This window comes from Aequorivita sp. CIP111184 (assembly GCF_900489465.1).
In the GTDB taxonomy this organism is placed as follows: Bacteria; Bacteroidota; Bacteroidia; order Flavobacteriales; family Flavobacteriaceae; genus Aequorivita.
In genome coordinates, this window is sequence record NZ_UEFQ01000014.1 from 1 (window position 1) to 15,404 (window position 15,404).

The following is a 15,404-nucleotide window of genomic DNA, read 5'->3' on the forward strand; positions in this document are numbered from 1 at the left end:
ATTAGTTATTATTTATTATTTTTTAGTGAGTAGTGAGTAGTGAGTAGTGAGTAGTGAGTAGTGAGTAGTGAGTAGTGAGTAAAAAATCAAAATAAATTAAATGCCAAAAATATTCTTAAAAATAGCTCTTATAAGTTCCGCAATTCTTTTACAAAGTTGTGGGCCGTATTCGTTTACTGGAGCAGATATTAATTACAATACTACAAGAACGGTACAGGTAAATTATTTTCAAAATAACGCCCCAATTGTTGAGCCTGGAATTGCAAGAGATTTTACGCAAAAATTACAGGATTTATTATTAAACCAAACAAGTTTAGATTTGGTAAACAGTAGTGGCGATTTAGTTTACGAAGGAGAAATTACACAATTTTACATCGCGCCAATTACTGCAACCTCAAACAGTACGGCAGCCCAAAATAGACTTACCATTGCAATTAATATACGTTTTTACAACACAAAAGATCCTTTGAAAGATTTTGAGCAACCTTTCAGTTTTTATTATGATTATCCGGGAACAACACAGTTAACGGGTTCAAAGCTGGATGCGGCGGTTGATATTATTTTTGAACGATTAACACAGGACATCTTTAACAAATCACTTGCAAACTGGTAGCATTTTGAACACATCAAATTTTACATATTTACTTGCCAATCCGCAGAAAATAACTTCTGAGGATTTAGCTGCTTTGGATGTGCTCGTTAAAAAATACCCTTATTTTCAAAGTGCGCGGGCATTACAGTTAAAAGGTTTAAAAAATCAGGAAAGTTTTCTTTATAATGATGCATTGAAGCTTACTGCAGCACATACCACAGATCGCGATATTTTATTTGAATATATCACTTCAGAAAAATTTATTCAGAATGAAATTTCGCAAAATATTTTACAGCACGATGCTTCGGTGGATGAAATTAAAGTTATTTCAGAAAATATCTCGGAACAAATTAGCCTTGAGATAGACAAGCAAATGAAGGCCGAAATGCAAAAGGCCGAAAATATTTTGAATCCAGAACTTTTCCAAAGAAAGATAGCATCGGTTACCAATTTAGCTGAAAAGAGAAAAGTTGAATCTGGCAAAATACTGCAACCAGACAAGCCCTTGGAATTTACAAAAAGTGACACACATTCCTTTTCAGAATGGCTAAAACTGACAAAAGCAAAACCAATTGTGCGTACGGAAGAATCTTCAAAATTAGAAAGTGAAAATTTTGTCAAAGACAATTTACCTTTTAAAAATTCTGCACCAGAAGAAGTTTCTGCACAGGAGGAAAAAGAGCGAAAATTCGAGTTAATAGACAAGTTTATTCAGGAACGTCCGAAAATAATTCCTTCGGAAATAGAAAAAAAAGCGCCAAAAGAAGAAAATAACAACTCAACAAAACCTTATACACAACCTTCCGATTCGCTAATGACGGAGACTTTGGCGAAAGTTTACTTACAACAAAAGAACTATAAAAAAGCAATTCAAGCATATAAAATTTTAATTTTGAAAAATCCCGAAAAAAGTGGTTTCTTTGCAGACCAAATTCGGGCGATAGATAAATTGATTAATTCAGAACAATCATGAGTACTTTTACAATATTTTTAATTTTGATAATGATAGTGGCCTTTTTGTTGGTCGTAGTTATAATGGTTCAAAACCCAAAAGGTGGCGGTCTTTCATCATCGTTCGGCGGTGGTGGTGGCGCACAGATTGGTGGTGTGCAGAAAACAAGCGACTTTTTAGATAAAAGTACTTGGACACTTGCAACCATTATGCTCCTATTGATTTTAGGTTCCAATATTTTTATAATGGGAAGCAATACTATTCAGTCAAAAACTTTTGACGAAAACGCAATTCCTTCAGTACCAACAACACAAATGCCTGCACCAACTGCAACAGACACTACAAACTAATAATTAGTTACAACATATTTTAAAGATGCCAGCTTATGACAAGCTGGCATTTTTGTTTTATAAACTGTCAGTTTATGGGCAGTGGCACAATTTCTGCCCATTAGCTCTCCAAACATTAAACTCAAGTTTAACAACTAAAAAATAAAATTGAAATGGCATTAAAAATTCAACCCCTTGCAGATAGAGTTCTGGTTCAGCCGCAAGAAGCTGAGACTAAAACCGCATCTGGTATATACATTCCAGATTCTGCAAAAGAAAAACCACAAAAAGGTAAAGTAGTTGCCGTTGGTAAAGGCAAAGAAGATTACAAAATGACCGTGAAGGTTGGTGATACCGTTCTTTATGGAAAGTACTCTGGCAGCGAACTAAAGTTTGATGGTAAAGATTACCTGATTATGCGCGAAGATGATATTTTAGCCATCATCTAACATTTCATAAATAAATTTAAGAATTAGTTTAACCAAAGCTTAAGGCATATAGCCAAAAGCATAAAGCATTTTAAAAAATGGCAAAAGATATAAAATTTGATGTAGAAGCCCGCGACGCAATAAAACGCGGCGTTGATGCATTGGCAAACGCAGTAAAAGTAACATTGGGTCCAAAAGGCCGTAATGTAATTATCAGTAAATCTTTCGGCGCACCACAGGTGACTAAAGATGGTGTTACTGTTGCAAAAGAAATTGAACTTGAAGATGCGCTGGAAAATATGGGTGCACAGATGGTGAAAGAAGTAGCTTCAAAAACCAACGATCTTGCTGGTGATGGAACGACAACCGCTACCGTTCTTGCACAAGCAATTGTAAAAGAAGGTCTAAGAAATGTTGCTGCTGGCGCAAATCCAATGGATTTGAAACGCGGTATTGACAAAGCTGTTGAAGCCATCGTTAAAAATTTAGAAAGCCAATCTACTAAAGTTGGTAATTCTTCCGAAATGATAAAGCAAGTTGCTTCCATTTCTGCAAATAACGACGAACTAATTGGAGAACTGATAGCTAAGGCTTTCGGAAAAGTTGGTAAAGAAGGTGTTATAACCGTTGAAGAATCTAAAGGAACTGAAACTTATGTTGATGTTGTTGAAGGGATGCAGTTTGACCGAGGATACCTTTCTCCATATTTCGTAACCGATACCGAAAAAATGCAAACTGAATTGGACAACCCAATGATTTTGCTTTATGATAAGAAAATTTCTTCAATGAAAGATTTACTTCCTATTCTTGAGCCAGTGGCACAACAAGGAAAATCTTTATTGATTATTGCTGAAGATGTTGACGGCGAAGCATTGGCTACTTTAGTAGTAAACAAACTTCGCGGGTCTTTGAAAATTGCAGCTGTAAAAGCTCCAGGTTTCGGTGACAGAAGAAAAGCTATGCTTGAAGACATAGCAGTACTGACTGGAGGAACCGTTATAGCTGAAGAGCGCGGCTTCACTTTGGAAAATGCAACAATTGATATGTTGGGCTCTGCGGAAACCGTTACTATCGATAAAGACAATACAACCATTGTAAATGGTGCAGGAGACAAAAAGGATATTAAAGGCCGTGTAAGCCAAATAAAATCTCAAATAGAGTCTACTACTAGTGATTACGACAAAGAAAAATTGCAAGAACGTTTGGCTAAATTAGCTGGCGGTGTTGCCGTTCTTTACGTAGGTGCTGCTTCAGAGGTTGAAATGAAAGAGAAAAAAGACCGTGTGGATGATGCACTTAACGCAACCCGTGCGGCTGTAGAAGAAGGCATTGTTGCCGGTGGTGGTGTAGCTTTGGTTCGTGCTATTGAGGTTTTGAAAAAACTTACAACACAAACTTTAGATGAAACTACAGGCGTGCAAATTGTAGCCCGTGCAATTGAAGCACCGCTTCGCACCATTGTTGAAAATGGTGGCGGTGAAGGTTCTGTAGTAATCAATAAAGTTTTGGAAGGAAAGAAAAACTTTGGTTACGACGCTAAGACCGAAACCTATGTTGATATGCTAAAAGCAGGTATTATCGATCCTAAAAAAGTAACACGTATTGCGCTTGAAAACGCTGCTTCGGTTGCTGGAATGATTCTTACAACTGAATGTGCTTTAGTTGATATTAAAGAAGATAATGCCGGCGGCGGAATGCCAGGCGGTATGGGCGGTGGTATGCCCGGAATGATGTAATTCCAAAAAAAATTAATAGTATTAAACCTCACAGGTCTTCAAGATTTGTGAGGTTTTTTTATGTTGAAGTACTCTTAAAAAGTAACCTCAACCTCCTTCAATTCACCGTTTCTATTAATAGTAACTGTTGCGGTTTCTCCTTTTTCAAATTTTGAAAGACTTTTCATATAACTCATCATATCTGTCACTTCAAATTCTCCCATTTTTACTACTATATCGCCTTTTTGAAGTCCTGCTTTTTGAGCTGGTTTTTCTTCGCTAACACCATCAATCCGCATTCCTTTTCCGCTGAAAAGATAATCGGGTACAACGCCCAATGTTACTTTAAAATCTGGAACAGCCTCACTTTCATTTTTGGTTTTTCTGAAAGGAAGTTTTGGTTGGCTGTCTAAATCTTTTATGATACTGAAAATATAATTTGAAATGATATCCATTCCATCAAAATTCACCTTTTCTGTATCGTCACTAGGTTTGTGATAATCTTCGTGTTGTCCAGTGAAAAAGTGAAGCACCGGAATATCTGCCAAATAAAAAGAAGTGTGATCGCTCGGACCAACGCCACTTTCATTTTCTATAATTTTCAAACTACCTGCGTTTGCGTTTACGGTTTGTTTTAAAATAGGCGATGTTCCCAAGCCGTAAACAGCCAAAGCGTTTTCAGAATTAAGCCTTCCCACCATATCCATGTTCAGCATATAGGTTACTTTTTTTGTATCAATAGTTGGGTTTTTTACGAAATAATTTGAACCCAATAATCCTTCTTCTTCACCCGAAAAGGCAATGAAGAGATAGTTGTTGTTCTTTGGAGAATCTTTCTTTTGAAGCGAATCTGCTAAATGCAACATTATCGCCACTCCGCTCGCATTATCATCCGCACCATTATGTATTGCTGGGCCTTCACGATAAAGCGAACCTTCGCCGCCCATTCCTAAATGGTCATAATGCGCACCGATTACAACAGTGTTTTCAGACTTGTTGTCCAAATATGCAATTACGTTTTCACCAGTTTCGGTGCTATCATTATTTTCCGAAGTAAATTCTGCTTCTTGGTGTGGGTTTTTACTGGCCTTAAAAGTGAATTTTTGAAGATACCCATCAGTTCCTTTTGGTTGCAATCCTAAATCAGTGAACCTTGTTGCTATATATTCTGCAGCTTTCTTTTCGTCTTCTGAACCCGTCTTTCTTCCATTCAAACTATCATTAGCCAAAACGGAGACATCTTCCTTCATACTAACGGACTTCACTTTTGTTTCCTTGCAGGAAAAAACAAGCATTACGAGAAATAACAGTATAATTGTGCGCATATCATTACTTTTGCTCAAAAGTACATTAAAAATGAAAATATTATATACCCTACTATTTGTTTCCGTTTTTATGAGTTGTAAAAATCAAGGGAAAGATACTGAGAAAGAATTATCCAACTCAACTGAAAAAAAATCAACAGCAACTCTTGATCCCCAAACAAAAGATACTTTAATCTATTCCGAAGAAAAACACTTCAAAAACATTCGGCAAGTAACATTTGGAGGTGATAACGCAGAGGCATATTGGAGTTTCGACGATAGCAAGCTCATCTTCCAAAGCAACTACAAAAATTGGGGTGTAAACTGCGACCAAATGTTTTTGATGAATGCCGATGAAACTTTTAATGATAAACAGCCGCCAATGGTAAGCACGGGAAAAGGCAGAACTACCTGTAGTTATTTTCTGCCAGACGGAAAACATATTGTTTATGGGAGCACCCACTTAAAAGACGTAAACTGCCCAAAGGTTCCACTGAAAAAAGAAGGAAAATATGTCTGGCCAGTTTATGACAGCTTCGATATCTTCGTTGCAGATTTGGATGGAAATATTACAGCACAATTAACAAACGAACCTGGGTACGATGCCGAAGCGACCGTTTCACCAAAGGGCGATAAAATTGTTTTCACCTCAATGCGCAGTGGCGATTTAGAGCTTTACACAATGGATATTGACGGTAAAAATATAAAACAAATTACTGATGAATTAGGTTATGATGGAGGCGCATTCTTTTCGCCCGACGGTTCAAAATTAATTTTCCGCGCTTCCCGCCCAAAAACCGAAACAGCAATAAAGGAGTACAAAGATTTGTTAGCCCAAGGTTTAGTGCAGCCGACCGAAATGGAACTTTTTATCTGCAACGCAGACGGAAGTGATTTAAGGCAACTTACACATTTAGGTAATGCTAATTGGGCGCCGTTCTTCCATCCTTCGGGGAAAAAGATTTTATTTTCAAGCAATTTTGAGGCAGAAAGAGGATTTCCTTTTAATCTATATTTGATAGATATTGACGGGAAAAATTTAGAACGCGTTACACATGGTAGAACATTTGATGCCTTTCCAGTATTTTCAAATGATGGCAAAAAACTGGTTTTTTCTTCCAATAGAAATAATGGCGGCGGGCACGACACCAACCTTTTTATTGCTGAATGGCAAGACTGAGTTGATTAACGATTGTGGATTGCTGATTTAGATTTTTTGAATTCTAGCTAACGATTAAAAATAACGGTTTTTTGAATTTCATTAAATTATATAAAATCCCACTTTTATTTGCGGCACTTTCCATCGCATTTTACATCAGTTTTGGATATGATTTGGAACGAAGTGATTTTGTAAAACTCATCTCGCTTTATTCTGCCCTATTTGTTATCGCCTTTTTATTTGTCGAAAAATTTACACCAAAGCGTAGGGAAAGCTTTTTGGTTTTAGTCAGTTTTGGAATTATTTTCCGAATTGTTTTTATTGCTGCTGTTCCCAATCTCTCTCAGGATTTTTATCGGTTTTTGTGGGATGGACGGTTGCTGTTGCAAGGTGTAAGTCCCTATTTGTTTACTCCTGACCTTTCGACTGCGCTCGAGGTAACAGTTGAACAATCGCAACAATTGATTGACGGAATGGGCGCATTAAATGCAAGCCATTTCAGTAATTATCCACCCATTAATCAATTGTTTTTTACTATTGCTGCGCTCTTTGCGGGAAAAAGTATTTTGGGTTCAGCAATAGTTCTTCGGATAGTAATTATTTTAGCAGATATTGGAATTCTATATTTTGGGAAAAAAATATTGGAGAAGATGAATCTTCCAATCAAAAATATTTTTTGGTATTTTCTGAATCCTTTTATAATTATTGAACTTACCGGAAACCTTCATTTTGAAGGGGTGATGCTTTTCTTCTTTGTTTGGGGATTATATTTACTTTTTAATGGAAAATGGTTTTGGGCGGCCCTTTTAATTGGGTGTTCTATTTCGGTGAAATTGATTCCGCTATTGTATTTGCCCTTGTTTTTGGGGTATTTTATAAATAAAATAGATACTACAGACATTCAAAAACGCTTCGATAAGCTCAGCTTGACATCTTTATTTAAATTTTATATAGTAGTGTTAGTTACTACTGCAATTACATTTCTTCCTTTTTTGTCTTCGGCATTTATCCAGAATTTTTCATCAACCATAGCGCTTTGGTTTCAGAATTTTGAGTTTAATGCGAGTATTTATTATGTAATTCGGTGGATTGGTTTCGAAATAGTTGGGTGGAATTTGATTGAAACAGTTGGGAAAATTCTGCCTGTTTTGGTATTGATTTTCGTTTCGGGAATTGCTTTTTTCAGAAAAAATAAAACACCTCAGCAATTATTAACCGCTATGCTTTTTGCTATTTTGTTTTACTTTCTGCTGTCAACCACCGTGCATCCTTGGTACATTGCCACTCCTCTTTTGCTGTCGGTTTTTACGAAATACAAATTTCCAATTGTTTGGAGTTTTGCAGTGATGCTTAGTTATTCAGCTTACGGAGTAAATGGTTTTGATGAAAAGCTTTGGTTGGTGGCTTTGGAATATATTATTGTTATTGGATTCGCTTTTCAGGAAATTTTTCAATCAAAATTTAAACCTACAAGATTTTGAAAACCTTGCAGGCTTATAATTATTTCTTTACCCGTTCTAATCTGTAGAAATCTTTTCTTCTGTCCTTTAAATTTCGAACTGCCCCAAAAGTATGAAGTTCGCGGAGTAAATCAACATCAACATCAGCCACCAAAATCATTTCGGTATTTGGAGTTGCTTCGGCTTTTATTCCGTTGTTTGGGAAAGAGAAATCGCAGGGGGTGAACACAGCGCTCTGTGCGTACTGAATATCCATATTGTGCACTTTCGGTAGATTACCAACACTTCCGGCAATAGCTACATAACATTCGTTCTCTACGGCTCTGGCTTGAGCACATAATCTTACACGGGAATAACCGTTTTGTGTATCTGTAAGGAAGGGGACAAAAAGAATGTCCATTCCTTCATCTGAAAGCAATCGTGATAATTCAGGAAATTCGGAATCGTAGCAGATTAATACTCCAATCTTTCCACAATCTGTATCAAAAGTTTGAAGTGAATTTCCGTTTACCATTCCCCAAACTTTAGCTTCATCGGGCGTTACGTGTATCTTTTCATAACGTTCCACACTTCCATCGCGACGACATAGGTAGCCAACGTTGTACAGTTTCCCGCGGACCATTTCTGGCATGCTACCCGTAATGATATTGATATTGTACGAAATGGAAAGCTGCGCCATTTTATCGGTAATTTCCTTTGTATGTTTTGCCAATTCACGAATTGCATCCGGTTCGCTCATGTGGTTGTATTCTGCCATAAGCGGGGCGTTGAAAAATTCTGGGAACATAGCAAAATCGCAACGGTAGCCTGCCACGCTATCAATAAAATATTCTACTTGCTGCATTAAATCTTCCATTCCAGCATAGCTACGCATCTGCCATTGAATAAGACCCAAACGCACTACACTTTTGATAGCGCTCGGCTTTGGTTTTTTGTCTGGTTTAGTGAAATAAATATTATCCCATTCCATTAAAACCGCAAATTCTCCTGAAGCTTTATCGCCTTCCAAATACCCTTTTAAAACTCGCACTGGGTGAAAATCATTTGAAATTTGAAAATTCAGCACAGGGTCGTCAATTTGTTTGCGCTTTACCTTTTCGATATATTGTTTTGGTGAAATTTTATCGGCGTGTAAATGATAGTTCGGCATTCTTCCTCCGAAAATGATGCTTTTCAAATTTAAATTTTCGCAGAGTTCTTTTCTATAATCATACAGTCTTCTTCCCAAACGCAACCCACGAAAGTCGGGACGGATAAAGACATCAATTCCGTACAGTACATCGCCTTCGGGGTCGTGGATGCTAAAGGTTGGGTCATCTGTTATATCCTTATATGTATGTTGATCTTCTATTTCATCAAAATCTACAATAATTGAAAGCGCACAACCAGCAATCTCGCCATCGGCCATTATTACTACTTGTCCTTCGGGAAAAATGTCTATCAAATTTCCTATTTCATCAATTTTCCAATAACTGTTTGGCAGTCCGCCATAAGATTGAATGGTGGCTTCTTTCAGCGCTTCGTAATCTTTAAGCGTTAAAAATTTTAATTCTATATTTTCAATCTTCTGTGGTTCCATTCTGTTGTTTTATTAACTAATCTAAAATCCCTTCCCTCAACGCTTTTTGTTGAGGGAAACGATTTCTATTTATCTGTTATCCGTATTTGTATATAATTATTATTTACCTCTTTTTACATACCTAAAAGGTACGCAAAAATCAAAGGCGCTACGATGGTTGCATCACTTTCTATAATAAATTTTGGAGTATGTATATCGAGTTTCCCCCAAGTAATTTTTTCATTTGGCACCGCTCCAGAATAGCTTCCAAAACTTGTAGTAGAATCACTAATTTGGCAGAAATAGCTCCAAAAAGGAGTGTCTGTTCGCTCCATATCTTGGTACAACATTGGTACAACACAAATTGGGAAATCTCCAGCAATTCCTCCTCCTATCTGGAAGAAACCAATTCCTTTTTCTGAATTGTCAGTGTACCAATCTGCAAGAAAAGTCATATACTCTATACCGCTTTTCATTGTAGAGGCTTTTAATTCACCTTTCAAAACATAGCTGGCGAAGATATTTCCCATGGTACTGTCTTCCCAACCTGGGCAAACTATGGGTAAGTTTTTTTCTGCGGCGGCATACATCCAAGAGTCTTTTAAATCAATTTCGTAATGTTCTTCCATCACACCGCTTAAAAGTAATTTGTACATATATTCGTGCGGAAGGTAACGCTCGCCTTTAGCTTCGGCTTCTTTCCAAAGTTTTACGATGTGTTCTTGAATTCTTCTAAAGGCCTCCTCTTCAGGAATGCAGGTATCCGTTACACGATTAAGTCCTTTTTCAAGCAAATCCCACTCATCTTGTGGAGTCAAATCTCTGTAATTGGGAACACGTTTATAGTGACTATGGGCAACAAGATTCATAATATCTTCCTCTAGGTTTGCACCCGTACAGGAAATGATATGCACTTTATCTTGACGAATCATTTCGGCAAAAATCTTTCCCAATTCTGCAGTACTCATTGCGCCTGCAAGAGACACAAGCATTTTTGAACCTTGGTTTAATTGTGCTTCATAACCTTTTGCTGCATCTACAAGGGCTGCGGAGTTGAAGTGTAAATAATATTTTTCAATAAACTGGGAAATTGATCCTTTGCTAGTACTCATCTTCTTCTGTATTAAATTTTGAAACACTTTTTTTGGTTTCTGTAAAATGGTTATCGTATTCGTCTCCTTCTTCGGTTCCTGCAAATTTATATGTCAACATTTTGTAGTACAATTTTGCAGCTACGAAATCTGAAGCTCTTTCATCTTCATTAGGGCACAATTCTACAATGTCAAAACCTACTACGTTTCTTTCTTCGAAAACTTGTTTCAGGAAGTCAAGAGTTTCATACCAAAACAATCCGCCCGGCTCAGGTGTTCCGGTGGAAGGAAGAATTGAAGGATCAAATGCGTCAAGGTCGAAGGTAATAAAAACGTTATCGCCCAAAGCTTCAATAACTTTATCCATCCAATATTCATCCTTTGCCATATCGTGCGCAAAAAATACTTTTTCTTCATCCATCACTCGAGTTTCCGCAATGTCCATACTACGAATTCCTACTTGCACCAAGTTTGTGGTCTGGCTGGCTTCATAAACGGCACAGGCGTGGTTACAAGTGCTTCCGTGAAAGTCTTTGCGCAAATCTGCGTGTGCATCTATGTGGAGCACGGTAAGATCATCAAAACACTCGTTGAATGCACGGATGGTTCCGATGGAAATGCTGTGTTCACCACCAAAAATTGTTACAAATTTGTTTCGCTTTATGTAGTCTTTTGTGACTTTATGCACTTCAGAAACCACTGCGTCCGGAGAAGAGTTTTCTGTAATAGCATCTGCAAGGAAAACTCCCTGTTTGTAAACCTCTGTTTGGGTTTCAATGTCATAAAGTTCCATATTTTCCGAGGCATCCAAGAATGCTTCAGGACCTTTATCGGCACCTTTTTGCCAAGTGCTGGTTCCGTCATAGGGAACTGGGATCAATACAATTTTTGATGTTTCAAGGGCCGCATATTTTTGCGGGATTCCGGCATACGTCTTAGTGCTCATAACCTAAAATGTTTAGCAATTGCTCGCTTGTTTGTTGTTCTGAAAATAGTTTAGTTGTAATATTATCATTTTCGTCTCTGTCTATCAAAATATGTTTTGGCGAAGGAATCAAGCAGTGTTGCAAGCCCCCGAAACCGCCAATAGATTCCTGATAAGCTCCTGTATTAAAGAAGCCAATATACAAAGGTTTTTCTTTTCTGAATTTTGGCAGATATATAGCCGCCATATTTTGTTCGCTATTGTAGTAATCGTCACTGTCACATGTTAACCCACCCAAAAGGACTCTTTCATACTCATCGTTCCAACGGTTGATTGGCAACATTATAAACTTTTTGCTGATGGCCCAAGTATCTGGCAGGGTCGTGATAAAGGAGGAATTAATCATATTCCACTTTTCACGGTCGTTCTGTTGTTTTTGATACAGAATTTCATAAATAGCGCCACCACTTTCACCTACAGTAAAGCTTCCGAATTCTGTAAATATGTTTGGTACTGGCACATCGGCCTCTTCACAGGTAATGTTTATTTGGTTAAGAATTTCGTTTATCATATACTGATAATCGTATTCAAAGTGCAGCGAATTTTTTATTGGGAAACCTCCACCAATGTTAAGACTAACCAAGGAAGGACAGATTTTTTTAAGGCGAACATACACTTTTAAACACTTTACCAATTCGTTCCAGTAGTAAGCTGTGTCACGAATACCAGTATTTATAAAGAAATGAAGCATTTTAAGATCCACCCTATCATTATTTTTAATCTGTTCTTCATAGAAAGGGATAATATTTTTATACCCTATTCCCAAACGAGATGTATAGAATTCAAACTTTGGCTCTTCTTCAGAAGCAATTCGGATTCCTACATTGAAATGCCCTTCAATATTGTCTGAAAGTAGTTCAATTTCTTCGTAATTATCAATAATAGGAATGCAATTTTCGTGGCCGTTATTGATAAGTCTGGCAATATTTGTTATGTATTGCTCACGCTTAAATCCGTTACAGATAACGTATGTTTTATCGGTGATTTTCCCAGTTTCCTTAAGGCTTTCAACGATGTCAATATCAAAAGCTGAAGAGGTTTCAATATGAATGTCATTCTTTAAAGCCTCGTTCAAAACATGTTTAAAGTGTGAACTTTTTGTGCAGTAACAATAATTGTAGGTGCCTTTGTAATTGTTTTTTTCAATAGCATTGGCAAACCATTTTTTGGCCAAGTGTATATTTTCTGAAATTTTTGGAAGGTAGGTAAACTTAAGTGGAGCCCCGTATTTTTCAACTAGGTTCATCAAATCCACACCGTGAAACTCAAGGCCATTATCGCCCAAGCGGAATTCTTCCTGCGGAAAATAATACGTTTGGTTTATTAAATCTATGTATTTGGTATTCATTCTTTTGTTTTCGTTGAATGTTGTAAATTATAAATTCTTGCTTCGTATTACCCTAAAAAAATAGAAGTATAACAAAAAATTAACTTGAAGATTAAATACGAATAGGCAAGCCCTTTACGATGAAACTTTTGCCCAAAACCTGCTGTATTACAGCTATTGGAAGTAAAAATGCGTTGTTCATTTAGAATATATGTTTCCGAAATTTTTCAAAAACCAACCATTTTAAAAATAATATTCTTTAAATATTTATAGTACAAATGTGCCAAAAAAAATTCAATAATTAATAAAATGGCGAGAAATTTCACGTCGCATTAAATCATACTAAACATGCTGAGTTCCTTCTCAGTAAGTGTTCTCCAGCGTCCGCGAGGTAAATCTTTTTTGGTAAGTGGACCTAGCGTTACACAATCTACCCGAACCACATCATAACCAAGATGTTCAAAAATGGTTCTAATAACACTGTTTCCTGTATGCTTTATCTTTAAACCTATTTCACTTTTTGGTGAATTATCTACGTAACTAATTTCTTCTACAGCTATTTCTTTTCCTTCAATTGTAATTCCTTCCTTAATTTTTTTAAGATGCTCAGATTTTAAATTTTTGTCCAATTCAATATGGAACAAACGTGAAATTCCCTTCTTTGAAAATTTTTGCACAAACTCATCATCATTTGTGAATAGCAAAAGTCCTGTTGCATTTCTACCCAAACGACCGAAAGGTTTAATTTTTGCGGTGGTAGCATTTGCAACTAAATCCATAACCGTCATTCCCTTTGCATTACTGTCCGTGGTTGAGAAACCCTTTGGCTTGTTAAGCAAAACGTACGTATTCGGCTCTGGGTTTAATCGGCGGCCATCAAAACGAACATCATCATTCAATTGAACTTTGTGCCCCATTTCATTGATAATTTTTCCGTTTACGGTAACTAGACCAGTGGCAATATATGTATCTGCTTCACGGCGTGAACAAACTCCGCTGTTTGCAATGTATTTATTTAAACGAATGCCGTCTTCGGGGTTACTTTTCTTAACTACTTGTACGGTGGGTTTTTCACGACGGCCAATTTCCTTTCCGGTTTTATCGAACTTCAGCTTTGGTTTTGTTGGATCCTGTTCCCGACCTTCATTTTTCTTCGAAGAATCAGATTTTAAGGAAGAATTTTTTCGAGCCACGGTTTTCTTTCGTGCATTTTTTCCAGGCTTGTGCGGCCCTCTTCCTTTATCGTAATTGTCTTGTGTGCTCATTTAGTATTTTTTGCAAAGGTACATAAAGAAGAAATGCTTTCAACCATCAATTTTTCAACGAAGTAAAAATAATTAATAGTGTCAAGTTCCAGTATTTAAGAGATTATTTTCTTCAAAATCTCTAAATAATCTGCTCGGTTCTTCAGAAAATCCATTTCGGAAATATCGATAATTTTTATATTATCGGAATGTTGGTTTTTGATGAATTCCAAATAACCAGTATTTAATTTTTGCAAATATTCAACCTGAATACTCTGCTCATATTTGCGACCTCGCTTTTTGATGTTTTCCAAAAGGCGTTCAGTATTTTGGTATAGGTAAATATACACATCGGGTTTCGGAAGCTCTTTGTGCATCACATAAAAAAGTTTTTTATATAGCGAATATTCTTCCTCTGGTAAAGTGATGCTTGCAAAAATCAGGGATTTATTAACGTCGTAATCTGCAATAACCGATTCCTTAAAGAGATCAAATTGGGTAATATCATCTACCAACTGTTGATAACGATCTGCCAAAAAAGACATTTCTAATGGGAAAGCATAACGGGCGGCGTCTTCATAAAATTTTGGCAGAAATGGGTTGTCTTTAAAACGTTCGAGAATTAATTTTGAATTGAAATCATTCGCAATCTTAGTGGCCAAACTCGTTTTTCCAGCACCAATGTTCCCCTCAATGGCGATGTAATTATATTTTGAAATATTGTAATCCTTCATTGGATTACCAAGCCATTTTGACTGTTTTTGAAGCATGCTTTCATCCATCGTTTCAGACAAAAGTTTGATTATACTTTTCTGCGAAATAGGGTGCACCAATTGCGAATTGAGCTCTGCCAAAGGCTGCAACACGAATTTTCGCTGTTCCATTTCAGGATGCGGAACGGTTAAATCTTCAGATTCAATAACAAGATTGTCAATAAAAATTATATCAATATCAATAGGTCGTGAAGCGTAGGTATTTGAAACATTTCGCTTTCTGCCCATCTTCTTTTCAATCTCTAAAATTTTCTTCAGAATTTTAGATGGCTTTAAATCGGTTTGTAACCAAACGGCACAGTTCAAAAATGGATCACCTTCAAAACCAAGAGCTGGAGTTTCGTATAATGGAGAGATTTTAACGACACTCCCCACTTCTTCAAAAAGAAAGTTAACAGCATTTTGTAAATATTCAAAACGGTTTCCCAAATTGCTGCCAAGGGAAAAATAGATATTTTTAAGAGGGGTTAGTGGATCCAATTTTAAC

14 protein-coding genes are annotated in these 15,404 nt (G+C 36.8%); 7 read left to right on the plus strand and 7 right to left on the minus strand.

Going from position 1 to position 15,404, the window contains the following annotated elements:
* Nucleotides 1–100 precede the first annotated feature (100 nt).
* The 5 genes from lptE to groL all read left to right on the plus strand — a co-directional run bounded on the left by lptE (nucleotide 101) and on the right by groL (nucleotide 4,037).
* Nucleotides 101–613 (plus strand): LPS assembly lipoprotein LptE, encoded by a 513-nt coding sequence (lptE, locus tag AEQU1_RS04175; protein ID WP_111879057.1) that lies wholly within the window; start codon nucleotides 101–103, stop codon nucleotides 611–613.
* A 4-nt stretch (nucleotides 614–617) separates the two neighbouring features.
* Nucleotides 618–1,565 carry a hypothetical protein gene (locus AEQU1_RS04180; RefSeq protein WP_111879105.1) on the plus strand — a complete coding sequence of 316 codons (948 nt, stop codon included), beginning with the start codon at nucleotides 618–620 and terminating at the stop codon, nucleotides 1,563–1,565.
* Nucleotides 1,562–1,894: a preprotein translocase subunit SecG gene (gene secG / locus AEQU1_RS04185; RefSeq protein WP_111879058.1), complete on the plus strand. Its 333-nt coding sequence runs from the start codon at nucleotides 1,562–1,564 to the stop codon at nucleotides 1,892–1,894. The genes AEQU1_RS04180 and secG overlap by 4 nt, the downstream gene beginning before the upstream one ends.
* A gap of 152 nt (nucleotides 1,895–2,046) precedes the next feature.
* Complete coding sequence (gene groES, locus AEQU1_RS04190) at nucleotides 2,047–2,322, plus strand: co-chaperone GroES (protein WP_111845110.1); 276 nt, start codon at nucleotides 2,047–2,049, stop codon at nucleotides 2,320–2,322.
* Between the two features lie 77 nt (nucleotides 2,323–2,399).
* Nucleotides 2,400–4,037, plus strand: coding sequence for a chaperonin GroEL (gene groL, locus AEQU1_RS04195; RefSeq protein WP_111879060.1), 1,638 nt, complete (start codon nucleotides 2,400–2,402; stop codon nucleotides 4,035–4,037).
* A gap of 74 nt (nucleotides 4,038–4,111) precedes the next feature.
* Here groL and AEQU1_RS04200 read toward each other — a convergent pair whose 3' ends face one another.
* A complete protein-coding gene (locus AEQU1_RS04200) occupies nucleotides 4,112–5,341 on the minus strand; it encodes a M20/M25/M40 family metallo-hydrolase (protein WP_111879061.1) in 1,230 nt (409 codons plus the stop codon).
* A 31-nt stretch (nucleotides 5,342–5,372) separates the two neighbouring features.
* Between AEQU1_RS04200 and AEQU1_RS04205 the strand changes: the two genes are divergently transcribed.
* Both AEQU1_RS04205 and AEQU1_RS04210 read left to right on the plus strand, forming a co-directional pair.
* Nucleotides 5,373–6,500, plus strand: a complete 1,128-nt coding sequence (locus AEQU1_RS04205) for a PD40 domain-containing protein (protein WP_111879063.1) — start codon at nucleotides 5,373–5,375, stop codon at nucleotides 6,498–6,500.
* 71 nt (nucleotides 6,501–6,571) lie between these two features.
* Nucleotides 6,572–7,960 carry a glycosyltransferase family 87 protein gene (locus AEQU1_RS04210; protein ID WP_111879065.1) on the plus strand — a complete coding sequence of 463 codons (1,389 nt, stop codon included), beginning with the start codon at nucleotides 6,572–6,574 and terminating at the stop codon, nucleotides 7,958–7,960.
* Between the two features lie 19 nt (nucleotides 7,961–7,979).
* Here AEQU1_RS04210 and AEQU1_RS04215 read toward each other — a convergent pair whose 3' ends face one another.
* The 6 genes from AEQU1_RS04215 to folK form a co-directional block, all read right to left on the minus strand.
* Nucleotides 7,980–9,518, minus strand: a complete 1,539-nt coding sequence (locus tag AEQU1_RS04215) for a bifunctional GNAT family N-acetyltransferase/carbon-nitrogen hydrolase family protein (protein ID WP_111879066.1) — start codon at nucleotides 9,516–9,518, stop codon at nucleotides 7,980–7,982.
* A gap of 113 nt (nucleotides 9,519–9,631) precedes the next feature.
* Nucleotides 9,632–10,609 (minus strand): deoxyhypusine synthase family protein, encoded by a 978-nt coding sequence (locus tag AEQU1_RS04220; RefSeq protein ID WP_111879068.1) that lies wholly within the window; start codon nucleotides 10,607–10,609, stop codon nucleotides 9,632–9,634.
* Nucleotides 10,599–11,534, minus strand: coding sequence for an agmatinase (gene speB, locus AEQU1_RS04225; protein ID WP_111879069.1), 936 nt, complete (start codon nucleotides 11,532–11,534; stop codon nucleotides 10,599–10,601). Before speB ends, AEQU1_RS04220 begins: the two co-directional genes overlap by 11 nt.
* The gene (locus AEQU1_RS04230) at nucleotides 11,524–12,921 is read right to left on the minus strand and encodes an arginine decarboxylase (RefSeq protein ID WP_111879071.1); all 1,398 of its coding nucleotides are present in this window, start codon (nucleotides 12,919–12,921) and stop codon (nucleotides 11,524–11,526) included. Before AEQU1_RS04230 ends, speB begins: the two co-directional genes overlap by 11 nt.
* A 311-nt stretch (nucleotides 12,922–13,232) precedes the next feature.
* On the minus strand, nucleotides 13,233–14,165 hold the full coding sequence (locus AEQU1_RS04235) for a pseudouridine synthase (protein ID WP_111879072.1): 933 nt from the start codon (nucleotides 14,163–14,165) through the stop codon (nucleotides 13,233–13,235).
* A 95-nt stretch (nucleotides 14,166–14,260) separates the two neighbouring features.
* Nucleotides 14,261–15,397 (minus strand): 2-amino-4-hydroxy-6-hydroxymethyldihydropteridine diphosphokinase, encoded by a 1,137-nt coding sequence (gene folK, locus AEQU1_RS04240; protein ID WP_258455120.1) that lies wholly within the window; start codon nucleotides 15,395–15,397, stop codon nucleotides 14,261–14,263.
* Between the last annotated feature and the right edge of the window lie 7 nt (nucleotides 15,398–15,404).

Coding starts and splice junctions, on each gene's coding strand:
- secG (WP_111879058.1), top strand. CDS start 1,562: ATGAGTACTTTTACAATATTTTTAATTTTGATAATGATAGTGGCCTTT.
- groL (WP_111879060.1), top strand. CDS start 2,400: ATGGCAAAAGATATAAAATTTGATGTAGAAGCCCGCGACGCAATAAAA.
- AEQU1_RS04215 (WP_111879066.1), bottom strand. CDS start 9,518: ATGGAACCACAGAAGATTGAAAATATAGAATTAAAATTTTTAACGCTT.
- AEQU1_RS04235 (WP_111879072.1), bottom strand. CDS start 14,165: ATGAGCACACAAGACAATTACGATAAAGGAAGAGGGCCGCACAAGCCT.
- AEQU1_RS04230 (WP_111879071.1), bottom strand. CDS start 12,921: ATGAATACCAAATACATAGATTTAATAAACCAAACGTATTATTTTCCG.
- AEQU1_RS04220 (WP_111879068.1), bottom strand. CDS start 10,609: ATGAGTACTAGCAAAGGATCAATTTCCCAGTTTATTGAAAAATATTAT.
- groES (WP_111845110.1), top strand. CDS start 2,047: ATGGCATTAAAAATTCAACCCCTTGCAGATAGAGTTCTGGTTCAGCCG.
- lptE (WP_111879057.1), top strand. CDS start 101: ATGCCAAAAATATTCTTAAAAATAGCTCTTATAAGTTCCGCAATTCTT.
- speB (WP_111879069.1), bottom strand. CDS start 11,534: ATGAGCACTAAGACGTATGCCGGAATCCCGCAAAAATATGCGGCCCTT.
- AEQU1_RS04205 (WP_111879063.1), top strand. CDS start 5,373: ATGAAAATATTATATACCCTACTATTTGTTTCCGTTTTTATGAGTTGT.
- AEQU1_RS04200 (WP_111879061.1), bottom strand. CDS start 5,341: ATGCGCACAATTATACTGTTATTTCTCGTAATGCTTGTTTTTTCCTGC.